The 22,625-nt window shown below is 60.2% G+C and carries 22 protein-coding genes; 6 read left to right on the plus strand and 16 right to left on the minus strand.

The window, feature by feature from the left end; all coding sequences use genetic code 11:
* The first annotated feature begins 133 nt into the window (after positions 1 to 133).
* Positions 134 to 1,243: a TIR domain-containing protein gene (locus HRU82_04005; GenBank protein ID QOJ34167.1), complete on the plus strand. Its 1,110-nt coding sequence runs from the start codon at positions 134 to 136 to the stop codon at positions 1,241 to 1,243.
* Positions 1,244 to 1,258: 15 nt separating this feature from the next.
* On the opposite strand, the gene HRU82_04010 is transcribed toward HRU82_04005, so the two are convergent.
* On the minus strand, positions 1,259 to 1,723 hold the full coding sequence (locus HRU82_04010) for a tRNA (cytidine(34)-2'-O)-methyltransferase (GenBank protein ID QOJ34168.1): 465 nt from the start codon (positions 1,721 to 1,723) through the stop codon (positions 1,259 to 1,261).
* Between the two features lie 101 nt (positions 1,724 to 1,824).
* On the opposite strand from HRU82_04010, the gene HRU82_04015 reads away from it, so the two are divergent.
* Positions 1,825 to 2,124, plus strand: coding sequence for an antibiotic biosynthesis monooxygenase (locus tag HRU82_04015; GenBank protein QOJ34169.1), 300 nt, complete (start codon positions 1,825 to 1,827; stop codon positions 2,122 to 2,124).
* Between the two features lie 8 nt (positions 2,125 to 2,132).
* Here HRU82_04015 and HRU82_04020 read toward each other — a convergent pair whose 3' ends face one another.
* Positions 2,133 to 3,740 (minus strand): hypothetical protein, encoded by a 1,608-nt coding sequence (locus HRU82_04020; GenBank protein ID QOJ34170.1) that lies wholly within the window; start codon positions 3,738 to 3,740, stop codon positions 2,133 to 2,135.
* A gap of 297 nt (positions 3,741 to 4,037) precedes the next feature.
* Here HRU82_04020 and HRU82_04025 point away from each other — a divergent pair, with 297 nt between their 5' ends.
* Together HRU82_04025 and HRU82_04030 are read left to right on the plus strand one after the other, a co-directional pair.
* Positions 4,038 to 5,474 carry a tyrosinase family protein gene (locus HRU82_04025; protein ID QOJ34171.1) on the plus strand — a complete coding sequence of 479 codons (1,437 nt, stop codon included), beginning with the start codon at positions 4,038 to 4,040 and terminating at the stop codon, positions 5,472 to 5,474.
* A 2-nt stretch (positions 5,475 to 5,476) separates the two neighbouring features.
* Positions 5,477 to 5,917: a hypothetical protein gene (locus HRU82_04030; GenBank protein QOJ34172.1), complete on the plus strand. Its 441-nt coding sequence runs from the start codon at positions 5,477 to 5,479 to the stop codon at positions 5,915 to 5,917.
* Between the two features lie 19 nt (positions 5,918 to 5,936).
* Here HRU82_04030 and HRU82_04035 read toward each other — a convergent pair whose 3' ends face one another.
* From HRU82_04035 to HRU82_04050, 4 genes are all read right to left on the minus strand, one after another.
* A complete protein-coding gene (locus HRU82_04035; GenBank protein ID QOJ34173.1) occupies positions 5,937 to 6,671 on the minus strand; it encodes a cytochrome-b5 reductase in 735 nt (244 codons plus the stop codon).
* A 45-nt stretch (positions 6,672 to 6,716) separates the two neighbouring features.
* Complete coding sequence (locus HRU82_04040; protein ID QOJ34174.1) at positions 6,717 to 7,796, minus strand: glycosyltransferase family 1 protein; 1,080 nt, start codon at positions 7,794 to 7,796, stop codon at positions 6,717 to 6,719.
* 81 nt (positions 7,797 to 7,877) lie between these two features.
* Complete coding sequence (locus HRU82_04045; protein ID QOJ34175.1) at positions 7,878 to 8,453, minus strand: metal-dependent hydrolase; 576 nt, start codon at positions 8,451 to 8,453, stop codon at positions 7,878 to 7,880.
* 20 nt (positions 8,454 to 8,473) lie between these two features.
* Positions 8,474 to 9,661: a hypothetical protein gene (locus tag HRU82_04050; GenBank protein ID QOJ34176.1), complete on the minus strand. Its 1,188-nt coding sequence runs from the start codon at positions 9,659 to 9,661 to the stop codon at positions 8,474 to 8,476.
* 253 nt (positions 9,662 to 9,914) lie between these two features.
* Here HRU82_04050 and HRU82_04055 point away from each other — a divergent pair, with 253 nt between their 5' ends.
* Both HRU82_04055 and HRU82_04060 read left to right on the plus strand, forming a co-directional pair.
* Complete coding sequence (locus HRU82_04055) at positions 9,915 to 11,663, plus strand: tetratricopeptide repeat protein (protein ID QOJ34177.1); 1,749 nt, start codon at positions 9,915 to 9,917, stop codon at positions 11,661 to 11,663.
* A 112-nt stretch (positions 11,664 to 11,775) separates the two neighbouring features.
* Positions 11,776 to 12,732: an IS5 family transposase gene (locus HRU82_04060; protein QOJ34178.1), complete on the plus strand. Its 957-nt coding sequence runs from the start codon at positions 11,776 to 11,778 to the stop codon at positions 12,730 to 12,732.
* 150 nt (positions 12,733 to 12,882) lie between these two features.
* On the opposite strand, the gene HRU82_04065 is transcribed toward HRU82_04060, so the two are convergent.
* The 10 genes from HRU82_04065 to HRU82_04110 form a co-directional block, all read right to left on the minus strand.
* The gene (locus HRU82_04065; protein ID QOJ34179.1) at positions 12,883 to 13,845 is read right to left on the minus strand and encodes a hypothetical protein; all 963 of its coding nucleotides are present in this window, start codon (positions 13,843 to 13,845) and stop codon (positions 12,883 to 12,885) included.
* 10 nt (positions 13,846 to 13,855) lie between these two features.
* Positions 13,856 to 15,115, minus strand: a complete 1,260-nt coding sequence (locus HRU82_04070; protein ID QOJ34180.1) for a 6-phosphofructokinase — start codon at positions 15,113 to 15,115, stop codon at positions 13,856 to 13,858.
* 104 nt (positions 15,116 to 15,219) lie between these two features.
* Positions 15,220 to 15,600, minus strand: a complete 381-nt coding sequence (locus tag HRU82_04075) for a PilZ domain-containing protein (protein ID QOJ34181.1) — start codon at positions 15,598 to 15,600, stop codon at positions 15,220 to 15,222.
* 618 nt (positions 15,601 to 16,218) lie between these two features.
* Positions 16,219 to 17,133, minus strand: a complete 915-nt coding sequence (locus HRU82_04080) for a hypothetical protein (protein QOJ34182.1) — start codon at positions 17,131 to 17,133, stop codon at positions 16,219 to 16,221.
* Positions 17,134 to 17,150: 17 nt separating this feature from the next.
* On the minus strand, positions 17,151 to 18,065 hold the full coding sequence (locus tag HRU82_04085) for an alpha/beta hydrolase (protein QOJ34183.1): 915 nt from the start codon (positions 18,063 to 18,065) through the stop codon (positions 17,151 to 17,153).
* Entirely contained in the window at positions 18,062 to 18,838 is a 777-nt protein-coding gene (locus HRU82_04090; GenBank protein QOJ34184.1) for a hypothetical protein, read from the minus strand. Before HRU82_04090 ends, HRU82_04085 begins: the two co-directional genes overlap by 4 nt.
* A gap of 45 nt (positions 18,839 to 18,883) precedes the next feature.
* Positions 18,884 to 19,951, minus strand: coding sequence for a hypothetical protein (locus tag HRU82_04095; protein ID QOJ34185.1), 1,068 nt, complete (start codon positions 19,949 to 19,951; stop codon positions 18,884 to 18,886).
* On the minus strand, positions 19,858 to 20,910 hold the full coding sequence (locus tag HRU82_04100) for a hypothetical protein (GenBank protein ID QOJ34186.1): 1,053 nt from the start codon (positions 20,908 to 20,910) through the stop codon (positions 19,858 to 19,860). The genes HRU82_04095 and HRU82_04100 overlap by 94 nt, the downstream gene beginning before the upstream one ends.
* Before the next feature lie 29 nt (positions 20,911 to 20,939).
* A complete protein-coding gene (locus tag HRU82_04105) occupies positions 20,940 to 21,377 on the minus strand; it encodes a hypothetical protein (protein ID QOJ34187.1) in 438 nt (145 codons plus the stop codon).
* A gap of 269 nt (positions 21,378 to 21,646) precedes the next feature.
* On the minus strand, positions 21,647 to 22,624 hold the full coding sequence (locus tag HRU82_04110; protein QOJ34188.1) for a hypothetical protein: 978 nt from the start codon (positions 22,622 to 22,624) through the stop codon (positions 21,647 to 21,649).
* Between the last annotated feature and the right edge of the window lies 1 nt (position 22,625).

The following is a 22,625-nucleotide window of genomic DNA, read 5'->3' on the forward strand; positions in this document are numbered from 1 at the left end:
CCCGAGGAACCATTCGATCGAACACATTCGAGGCATCCAGATGGTCGGGGCCACCTTGCCATACAAAGCGTGAGCCTGGACCATCTGCATCCTTTTTAAGTCTGCAACGCCTGATTCGTGGAGCGACAAAGGAATGGAACCCGTCGATTTATTCTACAGCTATGCGCACGAGGATGAGTCTCTACGGGATGAACTGGCCGGACATCTGAAAATCATGGAACGGCGCAAAGTGATTCGTTCATGGCATGATCGACGTATTGTCCCAGGACAGAAGTGGGATAGGGAGATTGATGCGCAGTTGGAGGCCGCAGATCTCGTGCTGCTCCTCATCAGTGCGGATTTCATTCGCTCTGATTATATTTGGGGATACGAGCTTGAGGTTGCCATGAAGCGGCACCAGCGCGGAGAGGCGAGCGTGATACCGGTGATGCTTCGCTCAGTGGATATCACAGATGCCCCTTTTGCAGCGTTGCAAGGGCTGCCGACCGACCTACGGCCCGTGACCTCTTGGCCGAATCGCGATGAAGCCTGGACCGATGTCGCCAAGGGTATTCGGCGTACTGTGGAACAGATCCAAACCAAGTGGAGCCACATGCCTACGATACCACCACAGACGCCCCCGGCACCGAAAGCGCCCCCCATTCTGAGCAGCAAACTACCTCTCGACCTGTCGAGGTTTGAGGACAAAACCAACCCCAGCATTGCAAAAGCAATGGCCGCTGATCCACTCCTCGACCGTGTCGTGAATGAATTTTCAGCGAAGGTCACGGAAGCTGCCAAAGCCCGTGGGGTTCCTGCCCTGGATTCGGCTCAGGCCGAACCATACGCGCGCGCGCTGATTGATGCGCCGGATCAGAAACGTATCCTCTGGGTCGATAACCGTCCCGATAACAATCGATTTGAAACCGCCGCTTTGGCCAAACTCCAAATCGAGGTTGTAGCTGTAACCAGCACAAAGGCCGCGTTAGCACGCCTGGATAAAGATCCCGAACCGTTCGACCTGGTGTTGTCGGATTGGCAACGGCCGGAGCTTCATCTCGATATGGTGAGCGCAGGGATTCATCTGCTCCGTCAGTTGCGAAAGCGCCATCTGACGGTACCAGTTGTGTTCTACCACGGCAGTTTCGATGAACAGGAGCGGGTCACGCGCCGAGAGTTGGCAATCCGTGAAGGGGCTTTCGGCGAAGCCGTCCTGCCGGATGAACTATTCGCCTTGATCGCCGCCGCACTTGAAATGGGATGAACCACCCCACATTCCTCACAGCCCGTTCTTATAGTCCGCCTGCCGCCAGGCCTCGTAGATGACGACGGCCACGGCGTTGGAGAGATTGAGGCTGCGGCTTCCCGATACCATGGGCAGACGGATGCGCTGGGCCTCCTCGACGCTCTGGAGGATCTCCGGCGGCAGTCCTCGGCTTTCTGGACCGAACAGGAAGACATCACCGGGCCGGTAGGCCACAAGGTCATACCGTTGCCGGCCCTTGGTGGACACGGTGAACAGGCGGCGACCCGCAAACGATGCCGCGCAGGCGGTCCAGGTTTCATACAGGGCGATGCGGGCAAACTCGTGATAGTCCAGCCCGGCACGCAGCAGCTGCTTATCCTCCATGGTGAAACCCAGCGGTTTGACGAGATGCAACCGAGACCCTGTGTTGGCGCAGAGCCGAATGATGTTACCGGTATTGGGGGGAATCTCAGGCTGGTAGAGGATTACGTCAAACATGCCCCGCCCATCCAAATCTCTACCATATCCGTAGAATCGGTATTGAGCAGGTCGCGGGTTGCTGTCGCGACATTTCTCTCACATGAGACAAGGAGGTCGACATGCAGAAGGGCGCGGTCCGGGTCGTAGCACGAGTGCTAGCGAAGCAGAACAAGGTCGAGGAACTCCACGCCATCCTGCGAGGCCTGTTTGGACCGACCAGGAGAGAAGCAGGGTGCCTCTCGTATGAACTCCTGCGCAACGAGGCAGACCCGACGGACTTCACCTTTATCGAAACCTGGTCTAGCCGAGCGGCCATGGAGGCCCACCTGACCAGGCCCCACGTCCGGCAGGCCGCCATGCGGTTACCTGAACTCGCGGCGGCGCCGCTCGATCTCCGTTGTTATGCCAACGCCGAATAGGCCGAACCTCAAGCCTCTTGCGCCGCATCGGAATTCCAGGCTGAGACGACGAAACGCAGCTTGCCGCTGATGCCGGGCGTAGTCCCGCTGTCGAACGGTACGGCAATCTCCGCCTTGCCGCTTTTGAGGCTCTTGTAATCGATTTCGCTATCGGGAAGGCTCATGCCCTGGTTCTGCCAGGCATAGGTCACTTTCCACCGGTCGCCCTTGTTCTGCGGCGGCACCATTTCGACGAGGATGGCGTTCCGGAACAGGTAGCCGCCCTCGTAATGTTCATTGATCCAGAGCTTGCGATCGATCTCATAGTCCGGCACCCGCACGCCGAGCGACATGCTATAGGCCAGCGAAGGTTGCTGTTTGTTGACCCTCGCGCGGTTGGCCAGAAACACGGTCGATAGGAACTGCGACCCGTGTTTCTTCGGCGCCGTCGACCACTCCTCATGCGTCAGGCAGGCGACCGAGTCTTCCTCGGCGGTCCGGCGCGTGAGGAACCAGAGTTTGCCTCTCGGGGAGGCCAGCACCTCGAACTGGTACAGGGCATTCACCTTCCGGTCTTTGTCGGCTTCAGCCTGCACCGCGGCGGGCAAGCGAATGCTGTCCACATCGACCCAGATATCCACACGCACGTCGCCGAATAGGAAACGGGTCAAGTTCTGGTACGCTTCTTCGCTGTTCACAATACCGAAGAATCCCGAGTGGGCTCGATAGGCAAAGGCCTTGGCACACGGCATGCCGGGCGCGCCGGATGGTTTGAGCCCCGTCAACGTCGCATTGTCGATGCGGACCAACCCGTCGCTGCCATGGCCGGCAAAGGTTCGCGAGATCCCCAATGCCACTTCGTAATCCATGCGGTTGGTGCCGACCATGCAGAAGATGCGTTCCGAGGGGAAACAGTCTTCCGGCATCCAGGCGACGCCGTCGGTCTTGGCATATACCTCCTTCAGGTCGAGGTAACGGGCCATTTCCTTCCGGTTGAAGTTGTTCATGTCGGCGGCACTCAACCAGGAGGGGACATTGATGCCGGCCATGTCGATGCCGTTGTGCGGCGTGGCGTAGGTAAAGAACTTATCGACATAGCGGCGGGCGTTCTTCTTGTCGAGCTTCGCGTTCTGCAGGAGACCGCGGCAGACCAGGCCGCCCATCGAATGGGCGACCAGATAGCAACGGAAGGCGTCAGGCGTCACGCCGTTGTCCGGATTCCCGCAGACGAGTTCCCGCACCCGCAGAATGAGTTCACCCAGCTTGGCCGAAAAGACCTCGATCGGCGGAGTTTTTCCCAAGCCGAGCAGGCGCGACGCCTCATCGTAATATCGGTAGACGATGATGGATCGGCTGGAAAGTTTGTTCTCTTTATCGGCACTCCACTCGGGATCGAGAATGTCGTACCCGTCTTCATACACATCGCAATAACCGAAGTCGGAGGCCAGCCGCACGACCGGTGACTCGAAGATATACTTGCGCGGCTGACGGTCCTTTTCCGGCACGGCACGATAGACGGTGGATCCCAGGTTGAATCCGCAAAAGGGATCGGCCGTCGTCTCGTCAATCTCGCCCGACGTCATGGCATACCCGCGCACATAGATGATCGGATGAAACGGCGTATTCTTGTTCGGCATGGTTGTCCCCTCTGGTTACGATCGCCCAGGGCGCACAGTATCGGTAAAGCGCGCGGTGACCTCAAGATAAAAATTTCACCGCGGGCCTGTATCCATTCGGTTGCCACCGTATCGCATCGGATACGATCCCTACGGGATTGACAAGGGGTCATTTCACGCAGGTCCGAACATCCGCGCGCCGGATGCCTCGCCCGCTCATGGCATGGTTATTGATGAATCATCTCTCCATCCAACCAGGGCCTCGCGCTCGGATGGCGCGAGCCTTCCCGGCCGAAGCCACACACAAGGAGGTAGGTCATGTCGAATCTGGACGACCGCATGTGGGCGATCATGCCGTCGCGGAGGTCATTTCTTCAACGGATGGGATTGGGTGTCGGGGTGCTGGGCGCGAGCCTGTTCGGCGGCCTGGCGTTGCCGGAGTCGGTGCTGGCCGTGTGCGAACCACCGGGCAATCCCGGCACACCCAAACCGTGGCGCAAGGACTGCCGTATGATCCTCCCGCGCCGTCCGGCCAGCACCTTGAGCGCGGCGGAGATCACACAACTCAAGGATGCCTACAAGGCCATGCGGGCCCTCGATACCAGCGCCCCGAACGACCCGCGCGGTTTCCTGCGGCAGGCCAACGTCCATTGTTGGTACTGCGGCGTGGGCACTCAGGTCCATTTCAGCTGGCAATTCTTCGCCTGGCACCGCGCCTATTTGTACTTTCATGAGCGCATTCTCGGGAAGCTGATCGGCGACATGAATTTCCGCCTCCCCTACTGGGACTGGGATACGGCGAACCACCGCAAGCTCCCCGGCGCCTACACCGATCCGAACGACAACAGCAATCCGCTGTGGAACGGCACCCGCAGCATGGACCCGACGGACGAAATCCCGGAAGAAGATGTCGGAGAAGACGTGATGGAGGCCGCCCTCACGGCGGACACCTTCACGGAGTTTGGCGGCACGACGAGCAGCAGCGGCATCCCGGAGGGAACACCCCACGGCGCGGTCCACGTCGATGTCGGCGGCGACATGGGCTTCTTCGATTCAGCCGGGAAGGATCCCGTCTTCTACGCGCACCATGCCAACGTGGATAAGATGTGGTCGGACTGGAACAAGGCCTCGTCCACCCATACGAACCCGACGGCTGCCGCCTTCTTGAACCTGACATGGAATTTCTACGACGAAAACAAAGTGTGGCGGTCGATCAAGGCCTCGCAGGTCCTGAACCACGACACCCAAATGCGCTACACCTACGGGCCATCGAAGTTCTTCGAGCAGCTCCCCTGCCTCCTCGATTGGTTCCCCATCAAGACCGACTGGCGCATCAGCCGCACCTTGAAAGTGACCGGACCGATGCGTGCTAAGATGATGAAAACCGTCGACCAGGGCGGGCGAGTACGGCTCCACCTGAACGACCTTGCCGTCCCCTTGGAGAAGAGCGCCGTGTATCGACTCTACGCGACTCCCGAATCGGCCAAGGCCGATGAAGGACCTGGCAGCAAGGGTTATCTCGGCACCGTTGCGGTGGTGTTGAACGATCGGGAGCGCCGGCACCTGTCCAAAAACGCCAGAAACGTCGCCGTCACGCTCTCTGCCGCCAAGCTCGAAGCCCTGAGCGGCGCGGTCGGGCCGGTGCGCCTGGCTCTGGTCGAGCGGGGCGTGAAACCGGAGGCCAGAAAAATCATTCCGGTGCGCGCGAAGGATGTGCAGTTCTCCACGGCTGAGATCGAACGCGAGGAACGATAACCATGTGGTTGGCCTCCTGGCTCATGGGCCTCATGACCCTAGCCGCGCTGACGGTTCAGGCGGAGGAAGGGCCGCACCGGTTCTCCGTGGACCTGCCGACCGGATGGCAACAGGCCTCACACGTCCGATTGGTGCTTGAGGGCATGACGGTCAGAGGGGGGCAGCCTTTCAAACTACGGGCGGCGGTGATCGTCGAAGGAGCAGAGCCGGTCTTGCTGGGCTCGGCGGGCATCGTGGGAGACCGGTCGATCGGATCGGCGCTGCGGGGCCTGCCGACCCTGCTGATCGACGTAACGCGCCCCCTCGGCTCACTGGCCGAACACCTGGCTGCGAAACCGACCCTGACCATCCTCATCGAAGCGGTCGACGGCCGCAATGTGCCGGTGGGAGGGCTCGACTGGTCGGTGCAATCAATCCGGCTGGAAAGGGGCGGGCGCAACTAACGGAACTGCCGCGACAGGCTCAGGGCAGGATGATCGCCTGCTCGGCATGACCGATGGCCTTGAGACTCTGCTCGATGGCATCGACCATCGGCGGGGGACCGCACACAAACACCACTGTGTCAGGACCGGGCGCGGGCAGCTGTTGCCGGAGCATGTCTTCCGTGATCCTCCCGCTCCCCTGCTGCCATCCGGCCGGCGGATCGCCCAACACATGGTAACAGTGGAAATTGCGATAGTCGCGCCGGTTCCGTTCCCACTCCTCCTGGAAAATAATGTCAGCCTCGGTCTTGTTCGCATAGAGGAGGAACAGTTCCACCTCCAGACGCTGGGTTAAAATCCAGCGGATGATGGAGATCATCGGGGTGATCCCGCTCCCTCCCGCCACGAGACCGACCCGCTTCGCCATCCCGTCCGCCCAATGCCCCCCGGAATTTGGTCCGCTCATCGTCACACTGTCGCCCACCTTCTGCTCGTGCAGATACTTCGACACGGTGCCGGTCTCATAGCGCTTCACCGTCAACTCGAAATACCCGACGGTGCCGGGCATCGAGGAGGGCGTGTAGGGCCGCTTGACCGTTTTGCCATTCACCGTGGCATGGACATAGAGGTGATCGCCGGGCAGAAAGTCCAAGGTGGCGCCGGGAGGCAACTCAAAGCGGAAGGTGCTGGTGTCGTGGGTATCGGCGGTGACGGCCGTAATGCGGTAGGGAATGGGCTGTTTCGTCTTGATGAGGGTGACTGCGTCGCCGACCATGACGCATGATACGGATTCCCGCTGTCAACCGCAACGCCCAAATCGTTAGGCGGCCGCCGTCTGCCCCAACTGCTCACGGATGGTGTCGGCGAGAAACCGATATTGCTCGGCAACGGCGGCGAGCTGCGGATTGACGGCAGCCGCCTCCGTCGGTTTAGCCGCATGCTGATACTTGCGCGCGGAGATCTCGTAGACCGAGGCGAGGTGCGACTGAATGGACAGTTGTCGAGCGCAACGGCGGCCAATCCAATCGTGCAGGGGACGAGTCGACAGGAGGTGCAAAATGAATTCGGCTCGGTGTCGGCTCGTGTGTGCCGCCATCACCGCTTCATAACCCTGCCGGGCGATGCACTCCCGCTCTGCGGCATGGGCCTGGTAGTACTCGGCCAGTTCCACCGCCTGCTCGGCGCAATCCCGCCCATAGACCACGCAGTGGGTGCGATCGATAAACAGCTCATCGAACCCGTTGTCCACCCGTTCGGTCAGCAGCAGAGCCCCGCAGGCCATGGCCTGGAACGTTCTGAAGTTGATGTCGTCCGCCACCGATTGGTTCAACACCATCATGGAGCGATTGAACGGCTCGCAATAGGCGCCGGATTGTACTGTCAGCGGGTAACGGGCTTGGATGCGTGCGACCAATTCCACGCGCCGAGGATTCCAGGCGGCATTCATCGTTCCCACGAACGTCAAGGGAACCGTCCGTTCCAACCCCAAGACACGGTCCTCCGACACGTTACAAAAGAGCGGTCCCCACGCGACGACTTGACGATCGCCGTCGGCACGATAGATCGGCAGCCAATTTTTTTGCGCCACTAAGATCACGTCAAACACTGCTGCGTAGGAGCGATGCCAACGCGCATGGAGGTGCGAATCGATCGCATACCACACCAGCGGCACCGGCAACGACTCCAACCCCACGATCTTCGGTTGGATGCTGTCGTCTCCCAGCAGAACCAGATCGGGAAACCACTGGGGCGGCAATTGCGCCAACAACGCATGGCGGCTCATCACCGTGCCCGGCAATACGAGGTCTGCGCCCGGCGCATGGGCCGCCCAGATGACGTCATGGCCCAGGGCCTTGAAGTCCTGGCGGAAATAGGGGTTGCCGAGATGCAGAATTTTCATGGTCGAGACGCAGTCGTGCTTGTCCAATAAATCGGTACACGCACCGAGAGACTTGAGCCGGCCGACCGATCGCGGCCCCGATCAGTCAGGCTGAGTCGGCTGAAAGGGCCCCGCCGGAACCTTTCGAAGCCGAATGGTCCAGAGGCCGCGACAGAGGAGGAACCAGGCCAAGGCCGGACCCCAAATCCACAGGATTTCGCTTCCTATGACGTGCAGGCCGTACCGGCTGAAGAACTCACCGACACCGACAGGCGACACCAGCACCGGACGCAGGGGAAAAAAGTATCGTGTGGGATCGAATGGAGCAAAGAAGGCGACACCCAAGCCGCCGCTGGTCATCGCATCGAGGAGCCCATGAGAAGCCGTGCAGGCCGCGAAATAGCCCGCCAACCACAGACGCAGCTGCGCCGGACGGTCACGATAACCCACTGCCGCCACGGCCACGCCCAGCAAGAGGGCAAAAACCAGGGAATGGGTCATCCCGCGATGGCCCCACAAATCACCGTAGGCAATCCCTATGGAAAATCCCAGCACATCCGCGTCGGGCAGGATCGCGCACAGCGCCCCGATCCAGAGGACGCGCCCGTCGAAAAGACCGTTGGGAACGGCACGGCCCAACGCGAGCGCCACGACGGCATGGGAGAAGGCCGAGGCCATGGTGTCGGGCGGCCTCCCCGTCACTTCGGCGCGGTGAGCGCATCCTGCGCCACGTGGCCGCTCATGGATTTTTTCGTAATGTTGTGCTGGATCTCCAGCGCGATCACCCGTGCGAGCTGGTCGACCGACAGGGCTCCCATCGGCAACCCTCGGCTGTCTGGATAGAAGGGATCCTCCGGCGCGGCGGTTCGATAGGTGTTGATCAACACCGCCGCCGGCTGAATACGTTGGGCCCCAGCCCCCACCGACACGGCCTTCTCTTCGGGCAATACCCTGGTGCGCGTCGCCCAATCCCGCTGCTCGACCTTCACGAAGGCGACGTTCCAGACCTTCCCGTTCAAGAGGCTGCGGACCGCCTTGGGGGTACGTTCCAGAAAGGAGGGCTCGCGCACGATCATTTGCAAGGCCTCGCGGACGCGAATGTCATACCACTTCATCGTGGAATCGGGCTGCGTCGGGGGCACGAGGGTGCTGGTGCCGATTTCGTAGTGGGGCTGACCCTCTAGGCTTTTCTGCTCATCCACCGTGCGCAGGTACGTCTCGAAGAGGGATTGCAGAAGCCGGACGCGCTCATCAGCCGTGAGCGAAGAGATGTCCTGGTCGGTGCGAATCGGGGCACCGGCAAGATCCCGCTCCATCGAGAGGGTCTTCGGCTTCTGAGCCGTATCGGCCTTACTGACCACCCATTGAAACTCGCGCGCCAGGACCGGCGCCAAGAGGTCAGGCCGGTTGAGGTACCCCTGCTCCGTCAGGTGCGATGCGCTGATCAGCAGATTGACTCGACCAGGCTGCGTGGTTCGCACGACCAAGAACGGAAAGGCTTTCCCTTCCTGATTGACCACGGTCGGTTCGATGATGACCTGTTGCAACGCGTCCTTTTTGAGGCTCTCGTCGAACCGCGGAAAATCCTGGCGCCGCGCGAGCAACAGCGTGACAGTATCGACGACGGTCCGTACGGCCGCTTCCGCCTGGCCTGCCTCCAGGGCCACCCCGCCGGTCGCCTTTCCCGCTCCCAGAAACACCCGAAAGGACGCACCGGAAATGGGGGTTCCCTCCCCGATGACCTCGTGGCGCACCGCGCCTCCATGCCGCTCATGGCCCTGATGATTGGCTTCGGCCATCGGCAGGAAAAGGACACACGATATAGCCAGGCAGGCGCCATTCCGCAATAGCGAGGACAACGGCATCGAGATCGATCGTGGGTTCATGGTTCGCTCCTCGTCCGCAGCACCGGCAAGACCCGACATGGACATGGGTCTCGACATTGTACCGTGCTCACGCTGCGGGAGAAATGCCGAAATCGCGCCGAGGGGACAGGGTCCTCGCAGAGGCGTCGATCCTTTAGTAAGATGAGGCACGGAGTGCGCGGCCTAAGGGCTTGAATCCTTCTCGCCTCTCAGGGCTCTAACGGCAGAGAACAAGGAACAGCCTCCGGATTCACCCACACGAGAGAATCTCACCATGCCGATACAACGAACCGCACTGTTCCCTGACAGACGGCCGTGGCTGCTGCAGGCCATAGGCCTTGCCTCGTTGCTGTTTCTCATTCTTCACCTAGGCCGGAGTTTGGCGTCCGAGACCACGGTCTCCCCTCACCCTTCCGAAATCCAGATCGCCCGCGAAGCCAAGACAGCCTGGGAACAAGGGACCCCCGATCGCGCCTTGGCGATCTTGGACCAAGCGTTGGAAGACCATCCCCAAGCACTCGCGCTCCATCAACTCCGCGGCGATCTTCTCGCCACGTCACGCCATACCGAAGAAGCTCTGGCCTCCTATGAGGCGGCCTTGACCGCCGATCCGACGGCGTTGGGCGTGCGATGGGCCAAATGGAGCCTGCTGATCCGGTCCTGGCAGACGGAGCAGGCGCTGGAGGAATTGCAGCAGATCGCCAAGATCGACCAGCAGAACCCCATCATTCATGTTCGCTTGGCACGTGAACTGCGGAAGGTGGATCGGCTGGAAGAGGCGTTCGAATCCTACAAGAAGGCGGTGGCCCTGGCGCCGGACATGCTCGGCTGGCGTCTGGCCTTGGCCCGAGCCAAATTCGACCTGCTGGACTACGAAGGGGCCGATCGTGAAATCCAGTCGGTCTTGGAGCGAGCCACCCCGGGATCTCCGCTCGAACTCTCCGCCAAGAATTTGCTCACGGTGATCTACGGCTCGACGGACCGGGGTCGCCGCTTCATGCCGGTGATGTCGCCCGACGCATCGGAACAACAGCTGAGGGATTGGGCTTTGATCCGAGCCGACGCATGGCGGCTGTACGAAGCCGGCCGTTTCAAGGAAGCCGAGCCGCTCTACCGCAAGATGCTGACTCTCAACCCCATGGACCCGCTCGCCACTCAACACTTGGGCACGATCCTGATGCAGTTGGGTCGCTGCAAGGAAGCAGTACCGGTCTTTCGCCAAGCGACCAAGGTCGATCCGTCCGACGAAGACTATGCGATGACGGTTTTCCTCGCCGGTCAGTGTTTGATGAAGCTGGAACGGTGGGAGGAGGCGTACGCGCAGTTTTCAGTGCTCTATGACGCGGCGGTCGAATTCGAGCGCACGACGAAAGAGGAGGATATTGCGCCCTACACCCGCGTGCTCGACAAGCGCAAGCTGGCTGAGTGGCTTGCCAAGATCCGACCTCACGTGCCCGAATTCGCCGCGGCCAAGGAAAAAGAAGACGCCGCTGCGCCGAAACCCGTGCCGGCCCCGGCGTTGACCGAAACGGAACTGACCGCCAAGGCCATGGTTCATCTCAAGCCTCAAAATACGTTGGATACCGGCGCGGCGCTCATGGGTCGGGATGCCGACTTCAATTACTTCCGCTTCGTGATCCCGGCGAAACGCGTCATCCGAGACGACTCTCCCACCGGAGCCCACGATTACATTCCACTCGATCCAGGGCTCACCTTCACGACCGGCCAGGCTGAGATCTATCTGGTCTTCGGCTTGGTCACGGCGTCCTACGACGAAGTGCCCCTCGCTGCCCGTTGTTTTCGAGAAACCTCCGAATTGACTGGGGAGCAGCGAGCCGTCGCGCAGGATCGCGTGATCATGTCGACGAACGATCAGTCGGGGTATTTCCTGCTGCCGCGCCCGGCGGCAGGCTGGACCACTGGCCTCTATCGTTGTGCACTCTTCGCCGGCGAGCAGCCGTCTGCCTATACCCAAGTGGACGAGGTGCGGTTTCGCATCGAGGAGCCGATCAGGCGATCATAACCCACTACGAAGAGGAAGGGCCGGCACCGGGAGCAAGGTTAGGGAAGGTCTGATTTATTCTCTTTGCATGATGTGCTAAGGGTAGCGCAGCACTGAACTGGAGGCGTGCCCCATGCAGCAACAGACGTTTGCCGAAGTCTCGTTTGAACAGTATCGCAAGCCCACCCGCCGGGAGCAGTTTCTCAACGAGATGAACCAGGTTGTTCCATGGGCGGAATTGGTAGCGGCGATCGAGCCGGTCTACCCCAAGGCCGAGGGCCCAGGGCGTCCGCCCGTGGGTGTCGAACGCATGTTGCGCCTCCATTGTCTGCAACAGTGGTTTAACCTGTCGGACCCGGCGGTGGAGGAAGCGCTGTACGACTCACACGCCATGCGGCAGTTCGTGGGGATTGATCTGGGCCGCGAGCCCGTACCGGATGAAACCACCATCTGTAAGTTTCGGCATCTGCTGGAAGCCCACCACTTGGGCGCACAGCTCTTTGCGCGGATCGGCGCGTATCTGGCTGCCCACGGGCTGAAGGTCAGCCGGGGCACGATCGTGGATGCCACGATCATCAATGCGCCCAGTTCGACGAAGAATCGCCAGAAAGAGCGAGATCCGGAGATGCATCAGACCAAGAAGGGGAACCAGTGGTATTTCGGCATGAAGGCGCATATTGGAGTGGACAGCCGGACGAAGCTGGTTCACTCAGTGGCGGCCACGGCGGCGAATGTCCATGACAGCCAGGTGTTGCCGGAGTTGCTGCATGGACAGGAGACACGAGTATGGGGCGATGCCGCCTATAGCGGGCAACGCGACATGATTCAGCACCATGCTCCCCATGCCAAGAGCTTCGTCCAGACGAAAGCCCATCGCCATCGGCCCTTGAGCGAGACGGAGCGGGCCCGCAATCGGACGAAGTCGAAGGTTCGTGCCAAAGTCGAGCATGTGTTCTTGGTGATCAAGCGGATCTTCGGGTGGGCCAAAGTGCGGTACCGGGGGCTCGCGAAGAATGCGCACTGGTTGTCTATCAGTTGCGGCTTGGCGAATCTGTATGTAGCACGCCGGCACTTGCTGGCGGCAGCCTAGCGGACGGGGGTGCGAACGGGGCGCGGGCCGCCTGACGGCGGAGGAATCCGAGAAAGGCGCTCTCGGACCAGCGGGTTCCCAGCTGATGGCCCGTCTTGATCCACCGAGAAACAGATTGCTTCGTGGAAACGCGAATTAATCAGACGTTCCTTAGGTCTGGCGATGGAAAATCCGGTAGCGTCCGGTGAAGGCGTCGTCGGGCAAGAGGCGCTTCAAGCCCCACTCCGGATGGTTGAACGCATCTGAGGCGCAGGTCATGGGCTCCAGCGCCAAGGCCCGGCGCGGTGCTTCCGCGATCGCATCGCCGCTGTAGACCACCAGCGCCGAGAACGAGCGGTCCATCACCACGTCGATCTCGCGGCCCCCGCCGGCTTGTCGCAACGTCGCCTTCGCCATCCCCTCCCCATCGCGCTCCAAATTGACGTAACAATGGTTGAAGCGTGAGGCCCCGATCGGGCGAAACGTGCGGTAGTCCCACTCCGTGCCCTCGGCGGGGATCACCTTGCCGGTCGGCACGAGCCGGTCGTTGAACTCCAAATAGGCGGCAGCCGGAATCTTCACCTCCGTCTCATCGATCAGCCCAACCCCGACGGTGAAGTAGGGATGGAACCCGACGCCAACCGGTGCGGCCTGACGCCCGATGTTGCGCACTACGAAGGTACAGGCCAACCCGTAGGCATCCAACGCATAGGTCACGAGCACGGCGAGCGAGAAGGGATACCCTCGGCCGCGGTACGTGTCTGCGTCGAGCGTCACCGTGAACGTGGCGGAGTGCGCATCGGCTTGAGAGGTCGTCCAGGGGAGCGTTCGCACGAAGCCGTGGATGGCGTTGGGCCCTTCCTTGTCGTTTCGCTCCAGCTGTAACATCTGCCCGTCATAGGGGTAGCGTCCGTCCGCCACGCGGCCGGGAAAGGGAATCAACACGTCTCCCTGCCCGCCTTTTTTCCGATCGCCTCCCGAGTATCCCCACACGATATCAAGTTCTCGCCCGTCGGTCTCCAGCAGAAAATAGCGCCGCAAAGAGGCCCCCCACGGTGAAACCACTGCCCGCTGATTGTCGAAAGCCAGCAGCCGTTCGCTGTCCGGCGTCGCCTCCGTGATCGGCATCGTCACAGGCCCCTCCTCACAGCCCCTTGTCCACCAAATATCCGAAGCGGGCGCGGAAGTCGTCCGGCGAAAGACCGGCGATCTTCGCATGGCGCGCCAGGTCCTGCGGTTGCTGCAGATCGTCTGCCCCCAAGCGAATCATGTACCGGCGGGCGATCACATAGGATTCCGATTCGACATCCACCATGCGAACCCTGGTGCGGCCCGTCGCAGGGTCCAGAATGTCGGCGAAGGGAATGGGAATAAACCGGCCGTTTTGGATCGACACCATCGCGGCGTTCCCGCCATCCAAGAGAAACTGCGCCGCGCAGTAGCCCAAATCTCTCGTGTACTCCATGTCGAAGGAGATGGGGTCCGCACAACGCAGTTCGTAGCCGATGTTCTTTTCCACGATGGTGGTCTTGAGGCCGAGCCGCTTCAATTCCTTCTCCACCGCGCGTTTGAGCACGAACCCGAAGTTGATCTCCGCAAGCCGCACATGGCCATGTTGGTCCCGCTCCACGTCCTCCAGGCCTTCGAGGTCCTGCTGATCGAGAAATTCGACCAGGCCCTCCGCCAGGACCGCCACCCCATCCGACCGTCCGGAGCCGAGCCGCTTGATGATCGCGCCGACCAACGTATCCACCAGAGTCTTCAAGCGGATCGGTCGCCGCTGGAACTCTTCGGGGATCATCGTCAACGTGGCCCCCGCAGCCTTGCCGATGCCGAGCGCCAGGTGCCCGGCTTTGCGGCCCATGGTCACGACAAAGTACCAGCGCGAGGTGGTCTCCGCATCCACCATGAGGCTCTTGACCAATTCAACGCCGATGTGGCGGGCGGTTTGAAAGCCGAACGTGGGAATGCCGTGCGGCAGGTCCAGATCGTTGTCGATCGTTTTGGGCACATGCACGACCTGGAGCCGGCCCCCTGCCCGCTGCTCCAGCTTCAAGGCGGAAAAGGCCGTATCGTCGCCGCCGATGGTGATCAAGCGCGTGACGCCCAATTGCCCCAATGTTGCCACGCAGGCATCGAGATGCTCCACCTTCTTCGTGGGATTCGCGCGGGCGGTGCCCAAACAGGATCCGCCGCTGAAGTGGATGCGGCTGATGGTCTCGATCGAGAGCGGTTTGACCTTGCCGGTCTGGCCCTCCATGATCCACTTGAATCCGTCGTGGATCCCGATCACATCCGACCCACCCAAAATACTGCGGATCGTCGCCGCGCCGATCACACTGTTGATGCCCGGCGCCGGTCCGCCACCGACGAGAATGCCCACCACCGGTCGTTGTTGACTCATGCACGGTCCTCTCGGTCTGATCTGAACGTGGTGGGAACCTACACGGAGAAGAGCAAGGCGTCAAGGAGGGTGGAACAGGAGAGTCGTGTGGAGCAGCTCGAGGATTAGTCGGTCGACCTGAGCCGATCGGGCCATTCCCCGGTTTGTCGGCGGATCTGAAGCCACTCGATGAGTTCCGTTCGAAGCCTGTTGTTCAAACGCTGCCGAGATTCCAGCGGCATACGCACAAATTCGACGCCGAACTCATACCCCTTCACCCACTTCACCTTGCCGAGCTCGATGGACAGAGCCGAGTCGTGCCCCGGCAACAACAGGCTCACGCGCACATCGCTTCCGCAGAGCACGGCCTGATCGGTCATGATCGAACAGCCCATCACCGACAGATTGAGCAAGGTGCCCTCCCCGACGCAAGGCGCGCCGCCGAAGATGACGGGAACATGAAGGGGGAACCGACGGTACGTCCGCGAATAATGGGGAGCAGCCATCTCGACCTCCTGGTCGGCGGATGGTAGCGACCGGAGCGTCCCGAGGGGAATCCTACCTTGGGAGGGGGGAGCTTGCACGGTCACAAACACGGATCAGCCGGTCGGGCAGGATGGGACGTTTTTTCATTCGCCTAAAAATATACCCAACATACCCCATTGCCGTGAGGTAGACAGTCGAGAGCGTCAGCAGAGAGAGGGTCGCGACATACCAGACAGGCGGCTTCATCGCACTGTCAGCCGCTGCACACAAGTACGTGCGACCGTGCCAAAGTTCCTATCGCGGCCAGGAGAAATAGTACGACACCACCCATGATCCTTCGGCGAAACAGCCGTTTAAAATTGTCCGCGGTCTTCAATGACAATCGCACGTTTCTGTTTTTCGCATCGGTCGCTTCGAAGACTTGATGTGGATAATCGTTCAGCAAAATGAGAATACGGCGCCAGGCAACCGATCCGACCACGCAATTGGCAAAGATTCCGCGGCGGAGCTTCCAAGGTTGCGCTCGCTTCCTCAATCCCTTTTGCCCTTTTGTCGCACAAAGTATTCGGGCTTTGCCTCTTTCCAATAGGCCTCAAAAGGCTTGGGACAGATCCAGAGTTAGAAGTGCAGGGCCTCTGTCAATTGCTCGTTAGCTCGAACTTCTCTGGATCTCGAATAAAACGTCTGACATCCTCTCGTGCATTCCTGGCGACTTTGCCAGACTCCACTTGCACGCGCCAACCTCCAATCAAGGTGCTATGTTCGTTTATGACCGGAGGCTCGGCTGCCGGAATCACAGCCTCGCTCACGCGGCCAGGAAAAGTGTCCCGTACCATCTTCAGCTTTTCATGTTTGGAGACACAATCTGTATCAAACCTCAGGTAGAAGATCTTCGCGGAACTCTTTTTTGCCTGCTCGATTTCGTCTTTGGAAATACCCAGCGATTTCCTGACCTCTTCGTCGTTGCGAAAGATCGTCAACGGCAACGTGGGCTGAGCCAGGACGGCAGCATGGATACGCGGATTATCGAGTAACGCCAGCGGCAGAGAGCCAGTCAAGCAGTTCCCGATGACCCCGATCTGCTGCCCCGGATGCGCTTCCTCGATCTTCAACACGACCGCGCGCAGCCATGTCACAACGTCGCTCGTTCCACTCTCCAGCCCCCACCACTCCCCGTTGAGCCAAAATGCGGCGAGACCACGTGGAGTCGAGTGCATATGCGTGCTACCAAACAACAGCGGCACATAGACCGTAAAGTCCTGGGACAGCTCGCGCGCATACTCCAACGTCTTCCCCGACAAACCAGGCAGTTCATGGAGCAACAGGACAGGCGGCTTCGTTCGATCGCCGAGAAAACAGTAGACCGGATGCGCGACCGAATCAGCCTTGAATCCATCACCATCATTGGTGAAGCATGTTTCCGATTGTCCGACGAACTTACTATCCTCGCCATCTGGTGCGCAGCGTACCAACTCGACCAGGCCGCAAGCCGACAGGACGCAGGCCCACGACAAGATGAACACATTCAGGGTCACCCGACGGAAGCTCCACATGCGTGCCGCCTTCATACTCACGGCCTCTCTGCCGGCCAAGATGGATTCGGGCGACGGCTCAGAAATTCGAACACGAACTGCTCGCTTTCGGCTTTCGTCCGATGCGCCGGTGGCGACGACGGAGGATACGGCGGCAAATAGTCACTGTGACCGATATCCCGATTCGGATCAGCCATCCGTGACTCGAGCTTGGCTAACACCTCGGGAGGACCGCCCTCCGGACCATATCGGCCCAGCGCCCGCACCGAACGCTCTCCTGAGAACGACCACCAGGACTGGACCGAGTCGCCCAGCCGATAGGCCCCCTGGAGGACCCTGTCCTCTTGTGAGGCCAGAACCGCAATCCTGTCGGCGTTCTCCGCCGCGTCGCGATAAGAGGTCGGCTCGTCCTTGCCCAACGAATCGCTGTCGATCGCCGCCGCCATCAAACAGATGCGATCCAAGATCGGCTTCTTGACCCTCACGTCTCGCACCATGCGTTGCGCCGCGCGCATGACGACGCGGCAACCGAGGCTGTGGCCGACGAACGCCACACGGGCGCTCTCATGCACATGGAGCACAAGCCACGTGAGCAGGTTATCGGCACTGTCGTCGGCATCGCGACTTTCCGAGGGATAACTGAGCGCGCCAGCCCAGTTGCCAATCGCGTTGGCCCAGGAGTCGCCAGGCCAAAGGACAGCAAGCATCAGATCCGTCGAGCCCTTCTGTTCCAAGCACCCAATGAACCGCACTAGTTTGTCACGCCCCTCGTCAAGGCCGTTGTTATAGCCGTGCAGGAACACCGTAAGACGTTGTCCACGAGTCAGCAGAGTAAAATCCGGCAATCGATCATCCCAACTCACATCCCACGGTGTCCCCACGCGGTAGAGGTGTCCTGAGGTGACGGCCCCCCCAAATTGTTGGTCGCGCAAGCTGAGGAGAAAGGCGTTCATCGCGCTTTCAACGTCTTCGCGGCTTCATGTATCGCGGTAGAGAGATCCTTCGCCACCGGCGACAGGGGAACGGCGGCAAGGCCGACGAGGAGACACCACCCCCACTGGCCCGGAACCATGTCCAGGCTCCAACCAACCGCGAATGAAATGACCAACGAAACGAATGTAGCCAGCAACTTTGTCTGGCTGACGTATTGGGTGTCGGCCAAGGCTAGGGCTGCGTCGATGCGGGCATCGATCATGGTCTCCAGCCGAGCCATCGCGGACCGTTGTTCATCGGTCATGGCCGGTTGTGAGGAAGACACGGAGTCGCCCTCAGACTTGAACTGCTCCGATTGAGAACGCTGCCGGCGCGCGCTGTCAATCGCCTGCGCCGCCAGAGTTGCCATGTCCGCCGAGACTCCTAACTCGGTCGCCACCAACACGATGGTCTGCACCTCCATCATTCCGAACCCAATCCGGACCCCCTGCCGCAGCGTTCGAGGCAGGTCGCCGCTCACACGACCTGATCGATACTGTGCGCGGAGTAACTCCATCACGTCTTTTCCATAGGCGATTTTCAATACAGGCAGCAGTGGATCAAGGGTAGTCTTGTACATCACCGGCCATCGCCGTCCTCCCTCCTTGCCTTCCACCGCAAACACTCGCTCAAACCCGGCCGAATCAAACCACGTAAACGACTTGAAAAGCCCGTCAACAATGCCCTGTGACGCACCACCGAGCGCGCCGATAGCAAGCGCGGCCGTGCCTAAAGTTCCAGGATCAGTGCCCATAATTTCTTCAGGCTGTTCGCCTCTCCTCTGCCTCTCGCGACTGATTCACTTCCCCTGCTTCTCCTTCGGATCTTTCGGATTGGCCGCGTCGCCGATAAACAGAACCGCCTGTTCGTACCGATCCAATGCCTGTTTGTGGTCCTCCAATAGAGGGATCAGCACATCCGCCACAACCTTGTGGACTTCCTCCGCGGCTTTCGCGGCACGTGACTTCGCTGGCTCCTCATTCCGGCTTCGCCGAATCCACGCCGACAACAGTTTCTCCAGCTTGGCAAGCGCCTGTAGGTCCTTGGTGATCGCATGACCTCGATCCTGGTCCGATGTTTTCTTCAAGGGTTCGAGGGTCTTATCCCACTGTGCCACCTCTTCGCCCAAGGCGGACGTGATGGCCTGCTTGAGGTCTGTATCCTTTTTGAGTTCACCGTCACGCTCCCAGGCGGTACGCACCTGGTGATGCAGCGATTTCTCCCCATCCTTGCCATGCAACTCCACGAGTCGGCCGGACAGCTCGACGGTATGCCTGTGGTAGGCCGCCCTGTGTTTGAGGAAGACCTGCTGCAGAGGCGGCAGTTCCGCTTCTTTCTCGGCATCACTCTTTTTCGAGTCATCCTTCGTAAGAGCCGCCTTTGTCAGCTCATGGGAAAGATCGATAGGCACCTTGGTCCCCAGACTGTAGAGGACCAGGTGCTTTGCCGACTTGACAATCTTTTCTGTATTGCCGAAGTACTGCTTGACGTACCAATTGCCCACATCGTCCTTGACGAGCGCCTGGTTCGTACGCCCGGCTCCGGAGACGCGCACGCGGTTGATGTTTTGCCAAAACTGTTTATCTAAGTCGGCCGTCAACACGCGATCCCGCTCGCCCGCTTGGCCCACGATATCCCGCAACTGCGAGGAGAAGGGCAGGTTCCTGATTCCCTGCTTGAGCAGCATGTTGTCCCAGGCCAAGTTGGGATCGTCCTGCAATGAAGTCGAAGGAAAACTAGTCCGCAAGTAGGCCGACGACGGCCGGAGATAGATCATCCCCGCTCGATGCTGATAGGCGTTCTCCAACGCTTCGGTCGTTTTTTTGCCTTCGTCGGAGTCCTTCCCGAACCGCTCCACCGCTTCCATTTGCCGATGGCGGTCTCCAACCGTGTGGATTCCGCCTTCAACTGCTCCATCTTGTTCCCAATATCAGCCAGTGCCTGCACCTTCTCCTCCTCGAGATGCAAACCCGTCTTCGGAGGCGTGGCGCGGCCGAGTTGCCCCTCGATGGCCGTTTTCCGAGCCGTGGCCTCATCATGTTGCCTCTGCGCGATCTCCTGTTCGCGCCGGAGTTCGTCCACAAGATCGTTCAGAACCTTCTGCGGCTCTGTCGCATACACCGCATTTACGGCGGCGACCTCGGCGGACACCTGCTCTAGTCCACGCTCACGATAGCGGCCACGCTCACGCAACTCATTCGCTGAAAAGAGAATGGTGTTGCCCACAGCCTGCAACACGCGGACATACTGCTGTTTCCTTCTCTCGGCTAATTCAGAGTTAAGGAAGCGGTACAATCCGTAGTCCGTCAAAAAATCTCCGAATAACCCGCGATTGAGTTTCTCTGCACCACCTAGGAGGAGGCCCGGTGTTCCAGGGGGCGAAGCCAAGCCCTCATGGTTTGCCAAAAAGAGCACCTTTGAAGCGAACGCCACCAATGCATCGATCAACCTATGTTCAGCCAGCGATAACTTCTTCCCCAAAACGTCCGAATAGTTCTCAGGAGCGTCCTGGTCCGACTTGCGGCTTAGCTCTCGATACACTTCTGTCAATCTTGTCAAACCCCGCTCTTCGCCCGGCGCAACGTTAAGTCGTTTCTCCCCGTTATTGTCTAACTCCTCATGTAGCCCCAGAACCTCATTCACCCGCAGGGCCAAGATGTTTCTGAAGAACGGATACTGCATCACACCGTCTGAGCAAAAAGATCTATGCGTTTGCACCACCACCCTTTCTCGGGCGGTACCGGCGGCTTCAAACAGCAACCGGCTCAACGCCGTACGGTCTTGAGCGGCTTTGGCTTGACTGACGGCCCCCAGGGCTTCGTCCATGGCGGCAAAGAAATCCTCCGGATCGGATCCTATGACAAGGACGAGGCGATGGTTTTGGGCACTTCTCGAAATCCTTCTGGGCCGAATTGCATCAAACGACGCCCGATCTTGAGTTTCGCAAGCTGGTCGCTATCCACCTTCGTAAACGCGATCTTGCCGTCCGTCTTGTTGATTTCAACCGAACTTCCCAGCGAGTCGATCAACTCGGCCGGCACCCAACCGGAGCCGAACCGCATCCAGCTGATGATGCTCGCCTGTCCTCGCACCCGGACGCGGTACAGCGCGGGCGGCACTTGCTCCTGCGGATCGAACGACCCGAGGTAATAGACTTGCTCAATATCGTGGCCGGGAATCACGGTCCCCACAGCGGTCGTGATCGCGGCACTCAAGGCGATGTTCTGAGGAAGCGAGTTGCAACCGGTGTTGCTCACAACGATGAGCACCACCAACCATGCGGTGAGTGACATTCGCCTTAGCATCGTGTACCTCCGGCCTGCGGCGGACTACGTGGCTGTGTGCTGCCATATTATTGAATGGGGCCATATGTAATACCGAAGACTACGCACTCGCAATGGATCCAAATGGCTCTACCAGCTATTGAAATACCACCATTTTTCAACCACATTACGTATGGCAAACGTATCTACCCGACTTCCAAGAGCCTGCATGTGTCGTGAGAGGGAAGTGAGTAGCGTAGAGGTACTCGTGACGGGGAACTAACCGAGAGCGAGCGGGGTCAAAATCCGAGTTCCTTCTCCAAATCCGCCTTTTTCTTGTCGAACTTCTTCTGCTCGGCTTCGCTCTGCTCCATGAAGGCATCCTTCAGTTTGGAACCGGCTTTTTCCAGCGCGTGGGCGGATTCGTCGACCTTCTTCTTGAGCCGGGCGAGCTTGTCCTTGGCGCTCGCTGATCCGGCAAATTCGTAATAGGCGATGGCATGCGCCTGGGTGAAGGTGGAATCGGGCCGCGCGGAGACTTTATCGCCTCGTTGTTCCGCCCGCTCTCTGGCGACCTTGTCACCTGCAGGCGTGAACGCCATCCATTCGGCAGCGCTGCGCAGTTTTGTGAGGGATTGCATCGTCGCCTTGGCCAGCTCAGCGGCGCTGCCTGAGAGGCCTTTCACATCTGCCTCCTCCGCCTTCATCGCGCGATCGGCATTGGCGGCTGCCTTGCTCTCAAGCTCCTGGCGGTAGGCCTGAGGGGAGACATAGGGATGGCGCTCGCCGCTGTTGGGATCAAGCGAGCCTTGCCGTCCCTGATCGACCGTCCAGGCTGCCTTGAAGAGCGCGAGATCGTCCGGCGTTCCCTTGAGCGCGGTCAGCATGGCGCGGTTGGCTTCGGCATACTCGCCAATCGTTTCATAGTAGCGAAAGGCCGATGTCCGCCCATCCGCCCGAACCGGGTCGGCGGAGTACCACAGGCCCTTGGCCTCCGCCGCCTTAGCGAGGTCACGGCCCAATTTGGGCAGGTTGGCCTTGGCGCGAGCCCACGCATGTTTGTCGTAACGGTCGACGCACTCATTACCGAGAATCGACCGATAGGCCATGAACAACTCAGCGGGCTTGCCGGCCTGCTCGGCCTTCGCGAGTGTCGCCGCCGCCGCTTTGGCCTGCTCCGCTTCTTCATCCCCCAAACAGGGATCGTCGGCCCGTGCTCCGGAGGCGGTGACGACAAGTACCAGCAAGGCACAGCCCAGGATCGTGATCGAACGCATC

Origin of the sequence: Nitrospira sp. (genome assembly GCA_015709715.1) — a bacterium.
GTDB lineage: Bacteria > Nitrospirota > Nitrospiria > Nitrospirales > Nitrospiraceae > Nitrospira_A.